The organism is Rugosimonospora acidiphila (assembly GCF_039543385.1).
Lineage (GTDB): Bacteria > Actinomycetota > Actinomycetes > Mycobacteriales > Micromonosporaceae > Rugosimonospora > Rugosimonospora acidiphila.
Genome location: NZ_BAABJQ010000008.1, coordinates 265696 through 277423, shown reverse-complemented (window position 1 = coordinate 277423; position 11728 = coordinate 265696). Strand labels below are relative to the sequence as shown.

The 11728-nt window shown below is 69.7% G+C and carries 11 protein-coding genes; 6 read left to right on the top strand and 5 right to left on the bottom strand.

All coding sequences use genetic code 11. From position 1 onward, the window contains the following. Positions 1-52 precede the first annotated feature (52 nt). Genes ABEA87_RS16790 through ABEA87_RS16780 form a run of 3 tightly spaced genes read left to right on the top strand, consistent with a single transcriptional unit; the run spans position 53 to position 1340 of the window. A complete protein-coding gene (locus tag ABEA87_RS16790) occupies positions 53-403 on the top strand; it encodes a PadR family transcriptional regulator (RefSeq protein WP_345630570.1) in 351 nt (116 codons plus the stop codon). Next, the gene (locus tag ABEA87_RS16785; RefSeq protein WP_345630568.1) at positions 400-720 is read left to right on the top strand and encodes a hypothetical protein; all 321 of its coding nucleotides are present in this window, start codon (positions 400-402) and stop codon (positions 718-720) included. The genes ABEA87_RS16790 and ABEA87_RS16785 overlap by 4 nt, the downstream gene beginning before the upstream one ends. Beyond that, positions 717-1340: a hypothetical protein gene (locus ABEA87_RS16780; RefSeq protein WP_345630566.1), complete on the top strand. Its 624-nt coding sequence runs from the start codon at positions 717-719 to the stop codon at positions 1338-1340. Before ABEA87_RS16785 ends, ABEA87_RS16780 begins: the two co-directional genes overlap by 4 nt. A gap of 106 nt (positions 1341-1446) precedes the next feature. Here the strand turns inward: ABEA87_RS16780 and ABEA87_RS16775 are convergent, their stop codons facing one another. The 3 genes from ABEA87_RS16775 to ABEA87_RS16765 all read right to left on the bottom strand — a co-directional run bounded on the left by ABEA87_RS16775 (position 1447) and on the right by ABEA87_RS16765 (position 6356). Beyond that, on the bottom strand, positions 1447-2730 hold the full coding sequence (locus tag ABEA87_RS16775; RefSeq protein ID WP_345630563.1) for an MFS transporter: 1284 nt from the start codon (positions 2728-2730) through the stop codon (positions 1447-1449). Between the two features lie 294 nt (positions 2731-3024). After that, complete coding sequence (locus ABEA87_RS16770; protein WP_345630562.1) at positions 3025-5565, bottom strand: ABC transporter permease; 2541 nt, start codon at positions 5563-5565, stop codon at positions 3025-3027. Further along, positions 5559-6356, bottom strand: a complete 798-nt coding sequence (locus ABEA87_RS16765; protein ID WP_345630561.1) for an ABC transporter ATP-binding protein — start codon at positions 6354-6356, stop codon at positions 5559-5561. Before ABEA87_RS16765 ends, ABEA87_RS16770 begins: the two co-directional genes overlap by 7 nt. A gap of 196 nt (positions 6357-6552) precedes the next feature. On the opposite strand from ABEA87_RS16765, the gene ABEA87_RS16760 reads away from it, so the two are divergent. Beyond that, positions 6553-7422 carry an alpha/beta hydrolase family protein gene (locus tag ABEA87_RS16760; RefSeq protein WP_345630560.1) on the top strand — a complete coding sequence of 290 codons (870 nt, stop codon included), beginning with the start codon at positions 6553-6555 and terminating at the stop codon, positions 7420-7422. Here the strand turns inward: ABEA87_RS16760 and ABEA87_RS16755 are convergent. Further along, positions 7406-8059 (bottom strand): TetR/AcrR family transcriptional regulator, encoded by a 654-nt coding sequence (locus ABEA87_RS16755; protein WP_345630559.1) that lies wholly within the window; start codon positions 8057-8059, stop codon positions 7406-7408. The genes ABEA87_RS16760 and ABEA87_RS16755 overlap by 17 nt on opposite strands. Positions 8060-8209: 150 nt before the next feature. Here ABEA87_RS16755 and ABEA87_RS16750 point away from each other — a divergent pair, with 150 nt between their 5' ends. Beyond that, on the top strand, positions 8210-9526 hold the full coding sequence (locus ABEA87_RS16750) for an MFS transporter (protein WP_345630557.1): 1317 nt from the start codon (positions 8210-8212) through the stop codon (positions 9524-9526). A 1-nt stretch (position 9527) separates the two neighbouring features. Next, positions 9528-11405 carry a 1-deoxy-D-xylulose-5-phosphate synthase gene (dxs, locus tag ABEA87_RS16745; protein WP_345630556.1) on the top strand — a complete coding sequence of 626 codons (1878 nt, stop codon included), beginning with the start codon at positions 9528-9530 and terminating at the stop codon, positions 11403-11405. 34 nt (positions 11406-11439) lie between these two features. On the opposite strand, the gene ABEA87_RS16740 is transcribed toward dxs, so the two are convergent. Next, positions 11440-11718, bottom strand: a complete 279-nt coding sequence (locus ABEA87_RS16740) for a hypothetical protein (RefSeq protein ID WP_345630555.1) — start codon at positions 11716-11718, stop codon at positions 11440-11442. Positions 11719-11728: the final 10 nt, after the last annotated feature.

Genomic DNA, 11728 nt, shown 5'->3' with positions numbered 1-11728 from the left:
TCGAGGCCCTCATGATTAGAGTATATACCGTGTGACGGTATATACTCTGGCTATGGAGTCGCTAAGTGAACAGTCGTTCCTTATTCTCGCGGCGCTCGCTGACCAACCTCGCCACGGATACGGCCTGGTCACGGAGGTCGCCGCGATGTCTGACGGCCGCGTCCAACTACGCGCGAGCACCCTGTACGCCGCCCTGGAACGCCTTGCCGCACGCGGCCTCATCGCGCCCGACCGCGACGAGGTCGACAACGGCCGGCTGCGCCGCTACTACCGCCTCACCGACACCGGGGCCACCACGGTAGCCGCCGAGACGCAACGCATGACCGACCAGGCCCGCGCGGCAAAACGCCGACTGGCCAAACGTGACCGGCAGGCGGCACCGCGGTACGGAGTGACCGGATGAACCCGCTGGAGCGCCGCTACCGTCGCCTACTGAATCTGCTGCCCGCCGACCATCGCGTCGCCCGTGGTGAGGAACTGCTCGGGCTGCTCCTCGACCTCGACCACGGCCGTACCCGGCCGACCATCCGGCAGACCGCCGGCATCCTTGGACTGGCCCTGCGCCTGCGCCTGGGCGCAGCCGGCTCACTGCTGCTGACCGCGTTCGTTGTCGCGGCCTGCACCGGCGTCTCGGTCAACCTCGGCTGGTACCTCATCCCCAACGACCACCTGACCGTGGTACTGCGCGACGGGCGGGGCCCGACCATGGCGCGACAATGATGCTCCTGGTTCCCTCCCTCGCGTGGTGCGCCGTCGCGATAACCTGGACCCTCGGCGCCTATCGGACCGGACTGGCCGTCTTCGCCGCCCTGATCGCTTACCATATCTACGGCCTCGGCTGGGGCTGGTCGCTCTACGGTCTCAACGACGGCTCACTCGCCCTGACCATCGCGATCCTCGCGGCGCTGGCCGCCGCAGCGCGGTGGCGTTGGACAGCACCGCAGCCGCGCACACCGCTACTAGCCACGATTCCCCTCGCGCTGCTGCTGTGGGCCCTGTGCGTCCCGTGGGGATACCACGCGATCTCCCATCCAACCGTCGCCGCGGGATGGGGCTGGGCGCTCGCCGGCATCGGCGCTCTCACCGGCGTCTACCTCGCCCGCCACCGGCGTCGGCCAGTCATAATCGCGATACTCGTCGTCGCGCTGGCCGCCGGCCTACTCGCGCCCGCGATCCTGCTACACCTGATCGACGGCGTGACCGGCGGCTGGCTCCTGTCCATCACCGCGCTCACCGCCCTGCTCGCCGCCATCGGCAGCAACGTCCTTCACTCCCACTCCTCTCGCGACCGCGACCGTCCCACGAGTCTCGACGACCAACACAGAACTGCGAACACCTGAACGGGCCGGCTACCGGGATCGGGCCGGGCGCGGTCACCCACCCGCCCGGTCCTCCCCCACCACCTCCACCCGCCGCGGCGAACCCGGCACTGCGGGCGGTGAAGCTCTACGCCGCCAGGTCGGCCGCCGCCCGTGCGGGCACGGCACGCTCGCGGGTCGCCTGGCGAAGCATCGGTACCGCGAACACCCCCGTGACAATCAGCCCGAACCCACAGGTCGCCGCGATGGTCAGGCGTACCGGCAGCACGTCCAGCAGGATGCCGCCGGCCAGGATGCCGACCGCCTGCGCGCCGTTGCCCACCGCCGCGTAGACCGCGAACACCCGGCCCCGCAGCTCCGCGGGGGTACGGCGGCTGAGCATCACGGTGGCCGCCACGTTCACCGCTCCGTTTGCCGCGCCGCCGAGCACGAACAGCGGTACCAGCGGTGCGATGGACCTGGCGGCGGACACGCCGAGGATGGCGGCGCAGGTCAGCAGGAGCGCACCGACCATCATCCGGCCCAGACCCGAGTCCGAGAGGTGACGCCTGGTCAGCACCCAGGCACCGAGGATGGATGAGCCGGTCCACACGGCGGTGAGGATGCCGTACATCGTGGTGCTGGAGTGCAGCACGCCACGGACGAAGAAGACGTCGGCCACGTTGACCGCGCTCACCGCGGCGAGCACCGCGCCGAGCAGGACGAGCATCGTCCGGACCAGGTGGTCGTCGCGCAGCCGCCAGGCGGGGACCCGCATCCGCCCGCCCGCGACCGCCGTATCGCTGGTGGCCGCTGCTCCGGCGTCGGTGGTCGCGTCCTTCACCGGGTTCACCGCGACGCCGTGTTGCCGGCGGGTACGGATGAAGAGGCCCGCCGCGACGATCGCCAGGTAGCTGACCGCGTCAAACAGCAGCGGTACCCGCAGCCCGAACTGGCCCACCAGCACGCCGCCCAGCGCGGGCGCGAGGAGCATGCCGACCGAGGTCGCGGTCTGGCCGAGCGCGCTGGCCCGAGGCAGGTCGTCCCGGCGCACCATGGCCGGCAGCAGCGCGGCGAGGACCGGCTGGGTTTGGGCGTACCCGCAGCCCAGCAGGGTGGCCAGGGCGATCAGCGCGAACACGTTCGACACGAACACCATGGCCACGCAGGCCACCGCCTGGGCCGATCCGGTGATGACCAGGAGCATGCGGCTGTCCAGCCGATCGGCAAGCCTGCCGGTCCAGCGGACGAGCACGACGGGCGGTACGGCGGCGGCGAGCAGCAGGGCGGCGACCGCATAGCTGCCGGCTCCTCGCTGCTGGAGCGCCAGCAGCAGAGCGGTGGCGGCGAGGAAGTCACCGCCGGCGGAGAGGGCCCGGGCGCCGGTTGCCACCGCGACATCGGACCAGCGCGAGTCAGATGTGAAGGACATACTTCGAAGTATTCACTTCACATCTTCAGATCGCAAGGCCGTCATGGCGTTCAACAGCCGGTCGCGCACAGACGACGCTCCCGAGCACACTCCTCGATCTGATGCCGCCAGACCTCCGCCGGTCGCCTGGTTCGCCGTGAGGCGCGCCGGATTCATCGACAGGTTGCACGGGGTCGAACGCGCCGTCCCCGCTCACCCACCAGCGCAGGTGTACGCCGCCTGGCTCTTCGAGCATCCGTCGCACCTGGTCAACGTCGTCGAGCCCGGGTGAGGTCTCCGCGACTGCCACGGCGGTCATTCCCGGATGTCGATCGCTTCGACCGGTCGGGCCCGGAGCACTCGGCGTACCGGCACGATCGTGGCCGCACCACCGAGCACGATGACGCTGCCGATCACGGTGACCCAACCGCTGAGTGGAATGTACGGCGTCGCCGTGCCGGTGATGCCCTTGACCATCGGTATCAGCGTGGCGGCGGCGATCGCTCCGCCGAGCACGAGAGACAGGCCGAGCAGTAGCGCCTGTTCCAGCCGGACCATCCGGGCGACCTGCCGGGGCGTAGTACCGGCCAGGCGCAGCACCGCGAATTCACGGCGCCGAGCCAGTGCCGCCGTGAACAGCACGTTGACCGCGGCGATGACGACGTAGACCAACAGGACGACGACGACGACCTGATTCGTCCAGGCGTTCTGTACCAGCTCCGCGCCGAGGCTGGCCTGGTAGGCGTCGCTGGTGAGCACCGATGATCCCGGAGCGAGCTCGGTGAGCGCGGTACGCAGGGCGGCATCGGTGCCGGGCCGGCCGGCGACGAAAATCGCGTCGTCGCTCTGCGCGCTCGTGTGCCCGATCAGGACATCGTGCGGAAGCGTCAGCTGCGCGAAGCCGAGACCGCGGGTGTAGATCGCCACGACGCGCAGGCGGGCCGGTGCGCCGTCGCCGTACCATCCGGTGAACGCATCACCCACCCGCAACCCCAGCCCATCCGCGGTCAGGTCGTCGACGGCCACCGTGTCGCCGCGCAGATCACGCATCGAGCCGTCGATCACACCCAGATCGAGCGTCCGTGACAGACCCTCGGTGTCCACCCCCTCGGCGGAGAGTTCGCCGAGGTCCGAGCCGGTGAACATCGTGCTGTGTACGATGCCGGTCGCTGCCGTGACGCCGTCGGTGCCCCGGATTCCCGCCACCACCGCAGACGAGGCACCCGATGCCGCTGGCGCCACGATGTAGTCGGCGAGAACGCCGGCGCGACTCTGCTGCGATGCCACGTGCGTCTCGGACCCCTGCAGGAACCACAGCGACCCGCCGAGCGCGACGGCGAGGACCACCGAACTCAGGACGGTCGCCAGCTTGCGGGCGGAGGTGGCCAGGTTCGCGTTCGCCAGCCGGCCGGTTTCTCCGAATACCCGGAGAACCTGCCCGAACGTGGCCGCGACGACCCGGATCAGCACCGGGCTGAGCAGGGCGACCGCCACGACGAGCGTGAACACCGTTGCGACCGAGATGCTGGCGGCGCTGTCGCCGTTGGCCGACACCGAGACAACGCAGACCACGATGCCGCCGGCCAGCGCGATCAGGCCCAGCAGCGTACGCACCAGACCGAGGCCTCGTCGTTCGATGGCGGTCTCCGCGAGTGCCTCACTCGGCCGGATCCGGCTGGACCGCAGGCCCGCGATCCAGGCCGCGGCGACCGCGAGCAGCACGGCCGTCGCGCCCGCGACCACCGGCGGAAGCCAGGACAGGTGGGCTTGAAAGCTGTCGGGGACCATGCCACGGGACACGAACTGATCCCGCAGCCATTTCGCGCTGAGGAGTCCGGGCCAGACGCCGGTGGCGGCCGCGAACACAGCGAGCACCGCGGCCTCCCGCACGACCAACCGCCGGACCTGGCGTGGCGTGGCCGCGATCGCCCGCAGCAGGGCGATGTCTCGGTGCCGCTGGGCGACCGACAGCCCAACCGTGCCGGCGATGACGAAAATGGCGATGAGCAGTGCCATACCGCCGAAGACACTCGGGAGGGTGATGGCGAGTACGCGTCCATTGTCGACGGCCGGCGACTCGACGCTGCCACGGTCATGACCGGCGAACACCTGCGGATAAGCGCCGGCGAGATTCTTCGGCGGTGCCGGCAGGGCGGCTCGTACCACGGTGGCCAAGTGATCCGCGGTAACGCCCGGATCGGCGAAAACCCCGATAACTCCAACCGTCCCGGGATGCCCGGACAGGGTCGCGGCCGTGGCGTCGTCGACGAACACGGTGGGCGTGCCACGTCCGGCCTTCGTCGGTGCGGCGATCCCGTACACGGTGAACGTCCGTACACCCGATGGCAACGCGATCCGCACCTGTTGTCCCGGCCGAACTCCGATGCCGGCGGCGAGGTGTTGGTCGAGGACGACCTCGCCAGCCGTGGCGGGCCCCGAACCGGCGGTCAGCGTGAACGGCGTGAGTCGCGCGGCCGACCACGGATGGATCTCGACGGCGCTGGCCGTGCCGCGGGTACTGATCTGGGCCGGAATCGCGGTGTCGGCGACGACGGCGCGGACGCCCGGGGCCGCGGAGATCTTCGGCACCAACGACGCGGCCAGTTGCCCGTGCTCGACCAGCGGAACGCCCTCCACGTCGCGGTCATCGCCGGAGCCCGTCGAGGCCTGGATGCTGGTGGTCGCCACCAGCACCGGCGCCGCGGCGTAACGCTGGACGGAACCGTGATAGCGCACGCCTGACTCGAGCATCGCCCCGCACGTCGTCACGATCGCCACGGCGAACCAGAGCGCCACGAAGGTAGCGATCATGCTGGCCGGCCGCTGCCACATCATTCGCCACGCCAGCCTCACCACTGCGACACACCGCTCTGGGCCCGGCGGCCGGCGAGGCGCACCAGCCGATCCGCGATGGCATCGATCCCGGGCGCCGACAGGTCGTCGACGATCCGACCATCGGCCAGGAACACGACGCGGTCGGCGTAGGAGGCCGCCACCGGGTCATGGGTGACCATCACGACGGTCTGTCCGTCGTCGTCGACGGCCTGCCGCAGCAGCGTCAACACCTGCGCCGCGGTGTTCGTGTCGAGGGCACCGGTCGGCTCGTCGCAGAAAATGACCTCCGGACGCACCGAGAGCGCCCGAGCGATGGCCACCCGCTGCTGTTCCCCTCCGGACAGTTGAGCGGGGCGGCGCCGCAGCCGGCCATCAAGGCCGACCCGCCTCACCACCTCCGCGACCCACGTGCGGTCCGGCCGGGAACGTGCCAGCCGTGACGGCAGCAGGATGTTGTCGCGCACGTTCAGCGCCGAGACCAGATTGAAGGCCTGAAAGATAAATCCAATCCGGGTACGGCGGAGCTTGGTCAGCCCGGTCTCGGAGAGATTCGCGAGATCGGTGCCCGCCAGGGTGACCGTGCCGGCGCTCGGCCGATCGAGACCCGCGGCACACTGCAGCAGCGTGCTCTTCCCCGATCCGGACGGACCCATCACCGCGGTGAAGGTGCCGGTACGAAAGTCGATGTCGATGCCGTCGAGGGCACGTACCTGCGAGCCGCGACGTCCGTACACCTTCTGTACCGCGCGCAGGGCCACCGCCGCCGCGGGCCCGACCGGCCCGGCCTGGATCTGGCTCGTTGCTGAGGACACCGTGGTCTGCCGCCTTCCTGGTTCCCCGGCTGGGGCGAGGATTACAAGATCGACGCTACGCAAATTGGCGTGCGGCCACGATCGTGCAGACCCGACTCTTCAACTGAGGCTAACCCCACCAGGACTACCGGCCTATTGCAACGGGCTGGTAGGGTACGGATCACCGTGACACCGGCCGAGGAGGTGAGACCCATGAATGCTGTACGACGTGGGTGCTCCCCCTTCCCGCCACGGCCGTGCGACTGACGTAGACGTCGCCGGGAGCGCTTCAACAACAAGCACTCCCGAAGGGCAATACGCTATGCATTCTCTGCAGTTCACCGCCGAGTCGTCGTCGAACGGCATGATCGAACGCGACTTCACCGTGGGCGAGGTCCCCGGCGTCCTCTGGTCCCCAGCCTCCGGCATCGAGCGGGCACCCCTGGTGTTGATGGGGCACGGCGGCGGCAATCACAAGAAGCATCCCGCCATGGCGGGCCGCGCCCGCCTCCTCGTAACCGGCCGCGGCTTCCACGTCGCCGTCATCGACGTACCCGGCCACGGCGACCGGCCGCGCACGGCACACGACGAGCGGGAGATCGCCGAGTTGTACCGGGCGAGGGCGGCGGGCGAGCCGGAAGGCCCGATCGTCGTCCGCTACAACGCCCACCTGGCACAGCTGGCCGTGCCCGAATGGCGGGCGACCCTGGACGCCCTCCAGGAACTTCCGGAGATCGGCACCGACGGGCCGGTCGGCTACTTCGGCATCAACATGGGCACCGCGATCGGGATACCGTTCGTGGCGAGCGAACCCAGGATCACGGCCGCGGTCTTCGGCCAGCACTGGCCCGACGTCCTGGCAGAGGACGCGAAGCAGATCACCATCCCGATAGAGTTCGATCTCCAGTGGGACGACGAGCACATCCCCCGTGAGGCCGGTCTCGCCCTGTTCGACGCCTTCGCCTCGACAGAGAAGTCGTTGCACGTCAATGCGGGCAAGCACAAGGAACTGCCGAGATTCGAGGCCGACAGCGCCGTCCGGTTCTTCGCCCGGCACTTCGGCCGGGCGGTCACCTCGCTGATCTGACGCGCGTCGTCGGGGCGTCCGGTTTGCCAGCCGGACGCCCCGACCGCGTACCCGGCCGGGGGGCACGGGACCGGTCGTTGGTCAGCAGCAACTCCGCCCCGTGCCGGGCCTCGCCGGCCGGGTCGGCGCTGTGCTGGACCGCTGCCGTTGCCACGGCCCCCTCGACCAGCAGGTACACCGCGTTCGCGACCCCGGCGGTGTAACCGGCCGCGGTGACGATGCCCGTGATGAGTGCGCGGAACGCCTGCTGGTGGTGATGCACCTCGGCCGCCACGGGGGCGTTGGTGGGACCGAGCTCCCCGTAGGCGTTCATCCACGGGCACCCGCGGAAATCAGGCTCATGGAACCACTCGTCGAGGTAGTCGAAGATCGCCAGCACCCGCTCCTGGGGTGCGGGCAGGTCAGCGACATAGTCCTCGATGGCGCTCATCATGCAGTCGTGGCGACGCCGCAGGAACGCGACGACCATGTCGTCCTTGCTCGGGAACAGCTGGTACACGCGCCTCATCGGCAGATCCGCGGCGGCCCGGACCTCGCTCATGTTCACCGCTTGGATACCGCGCGCGTAGAACACCCGCTCGGCGGCGTCGAGCAGTTGGCCGCGCAGGGCCTCCTGGGCCGCGGTCGTCAGTGACACGGGACCTCCACTAGCGGTGAGAATGACCATTCTCTAGACTACAGGTCGGCAGTGAGAATGACTATTCTCAGCGGGTACCCGGGGCGAGCTCCGTCAACGAGCTCGCTGACACGGCACTCTGGTCACCATCGATCGGCAGGAACCACCGGCATGAACTCTGAGAGTCCTCCCGCACCGACAGACCCGAGCATCAGCGCGCGTCGGCTGCGGCTGCTCACCTTCATCCTCGCCACCGCTTCCGGCCTGTCCGTGGCCAACATCTTCTACTCGCAGCCGCTGCTCGATCTGATCGCGCACGCGTATCACACCACCGAGAGCTCGGCAGCGATCGTGGTCACGGCGACCCAGCTGGGATACGCGGCGGGGATCATCGTTCTGATGCCGCTGGGTGACCTGATCGAGAACCGCGCCCTCGCCTCGCGGGTCCTGGTTGTGACGGCGATCGCGGCCGGGCTGGCCGCGATCGCTCCCAACCTGACCACCTTTCTGATCTTCTCCGTACTGCTCGGCTTCACGTCTGTCGTCGCGCAGATCGTGATCCCGGTCGCGGCACACCTGGCTCCCGACGCGCAGCGCGGACGGTTCGTGGGCCAGGTCATGAGCGGGCTGCTGCTGGGGATCATGCTGGCCCGTACCGCCTCCAGCCTCCTCGCGGACCTGTGGGGCTGGCGCTCGGTCTATGTCGTCTCGGCGGCGCTGATGCTGATCATGTCCGTGGTTCTGGCCACGACAGTGCCTCGACGCAGGCCGGATCACACGGACGGCTACCGCACCCTCATGGCATCGATCGGCCACCTGATACGGAAAGAACCGGCGTTGCGTCGACGCGCCGCTCTGCAGGCCCTGATGTTCGCGACGTTCTCGGCCTTCTGGACATCGATCGCCTATGAGCTGATCAAGCAGCATCACCTCACCCAGGCTCAGATCGCGATTTTCGCTCTGGTCGGGGCCGCCGGCGCCGGAGCCGCACCCGTCGCCGGGCGCCTCGGCGACCGCGGTCTGGGCCGGCCCGCCACAGGTGTGGTCTTCGCACTGGCCGCGGTCGCGATGGCGATCGCCGGGCTCGGCTCACACCACCTCATCGTGCTGGCCGGCGCCGGGATCCTCCTCGATCTCGCGGTCCAGGGCAACCTGGTGCTGAGCCAGCAGGAGGTCTACCAGCTCAGGCCGGATGCCCGGTCCCGGATCAACACCGTCTTCATCGGAAGCGTCTTTGTCGGCGGCGCGATCGGATCGGCCCTGTCCGGACTCTTCTATGGCGGCAACGGTTGGGCCGGCGTCACCGCATTGGGAGTCATCCTGTCGATCGTCGGCTTCGGCCTGTGGTGCGGCTCCGAGGTACTGCGCCGCAAGAACGCCTCGGGCGTGCCCGTCAACCTGACCGATGCGACGGCGCTCGAACTCGCCGTATCGGCAGCCCCGAGCCCGCCGACCAGACCGAACCCGACTCCGAAGGACAAGGACTGACATGCCTCTGCTGGAACGCATCAACGAGCCCGCGGACCTGCGGCAACTGAGCCCCGCGCAGCTCACCGCTCTCGCCGAGGAGATCCGGCACTTTCTCGTCCGGCACGTGGCGAAGACCGGTGGCCACCTCGGCCCGAACCTGGGCGTGGTCGAGCTGACCCTCGCACTGCATCGCACCTTCGACTCCCCTCGCGACATCCTGTTGTGGGACGTCGGCCATCAGGCGTACGTCCACAAGCTCGTCACCGGCAGAGCCGCCGAATTCTCTGGACTGCGCCAACGGGGCGGCCTGTCCGGCTACCCCAGCCGCTCCGAGTCCGCCCACGACCACATCGAGCACTCCCACGCCTCCATGGCGCTGTCCTACGCGGACGGCATGGCCAAGGCCCGCGGTCTCTCGGGGGATTCGGGACGCCACATCGTGGCCGTGGTGGGCGACGGCGCACTGACCGGCGGGGCGGCCTGGGAGGCCCTCAACTCCATCGCGGCGGCGCCCGATCGGCCAGTGGTGATCATCGTGAACGACAACGGACGGTCGTACGCCCCCACCGTGGGCGGACTGGCTCGGCACCTGGCCGCGCTCCGCACGCACGCCGGTTACGAACAGATGCTGAAGTGGGGCAAGCGGGCGCTCGACGGCGCCGGGCCCGCGGGACACACCGTCTACCGCGCGCTGCACGCCGCCAAACAAGGAATCAAGGACGCACTCGCTCCCCAGGCACTGTTCGAGGACCTGGGCCTGAAATACCTCGGCCCGGTGGACGGCCACGACATCGCCGCTCTCGAGGAGGCGCTCGAGCTCGCGAAGGCCTGTCACGCACCGGTGATCGTCCACTGCATCACCCGCAAGGGGCTCGGATACCGGCCCGCCGAGGAGGACGAGACGGACCACTTCCACGGAATCGGAGCCATCGACCCCCTCACCGGCAGCCAACTGCGCCCGAGCGGGCTCACCTGGTCCGCCGCCTTCGGACAGGAACTGGTCACGGTCGCCGCCGAGCGCCCGGACGTGGTCGCGATCACGGCCGCGATGCCCGGATCCGTCGGTCTCACCGGCTTCGCGACGGAGTACCCCGCGCGCTTCTTCGACGTCGGGATCGCCGAGCAGCACGCGGTGGGTTCGGCCGCCGGGCTGGCGATGGCCGGCCTGCACCCGGTGGTGGCGCTGTACGGGACCTTCCTCAACCGCGCTGTCGATCAGGTGCTGATGGACCTCGCGCTGCACCGACTCGGGGTGACGCTGGTGATCGACCGAGCGGGCGTCACCGGGGACGACGGCCCGAGCCACAACGGCGTGTGGGACCTGGCACTGCTCCAGTCCGTCCCGGGCCTGCGCATGGCAGCACCCCGTGACCTCCCCACGCTGCACGAGGAACTGCGCGAAGCGCTGGAGGTCGCCGATGCTCCGACGGCGATCCGATTCCCGCGCGGCGCGGTGGGCCCGGGTGTGCCGCCGCTGCGCCGCGCCGACGGGGTCGACGTGCTGCGGGAGTCACCCGGCGGAGTCCTCGTGGTCGCCGTGGGGGCCCTGGCGCGAACGGCTCTCGAGGCGGCGGACCTGTGCGCCCAGCGGGGCGTGGAGACCACGGTGGTGGACCCTCGGTGGGTCAAACCCCTGTCGCCAGAGCTCCTGCGGCTGGCCGCTCGGCATCAGGTGGTCGTCACCGTTGAGGACGGACTCCGTACCGGCGGGGTCGGAACCGTCCTCCTCCAGGAGCTCGCCGACGCCGGGGTCACCGCCGACGTCCGCGTGCTCGGGGTGACGGACGGTTTCCCTGAGCAGGGCACCCGCGCCGAAGTGCTGGCCGAGGCCGGATTGACCGCGCGCTCGATCGCCGACGCCGTTGTCCGCGCAGTCGCTTCCAGAACGGCCGCCTGAGGTTGGCCTGGAGCATTGGTGTTTGGCTGGCGCCCTATTCGCGTTTCCCCGGCTGGCTGGTACAGGGTGGGGCGGGGCGGCCGGTGAGGGAGACGTAGAGGCGGGCGCACGCCTCCTCCTCGGTGTCGAACCGCTCGCGGGCGTCGTACGTGCCGCGTTCGTAGGGACCGATCTCCCAGCCGCCACCCGGCGAGCGGCGGAGGAACCAAAAGTCGGGAGGGACCGGCACGTGCTCGTGCACGTCCTCCAGTTCGAAGGCGTCCGGAGACAGCCCGGCCGCCAGCAGCGCCCGGTATACCTGGTGCCGGTCCACTCCCGACCTC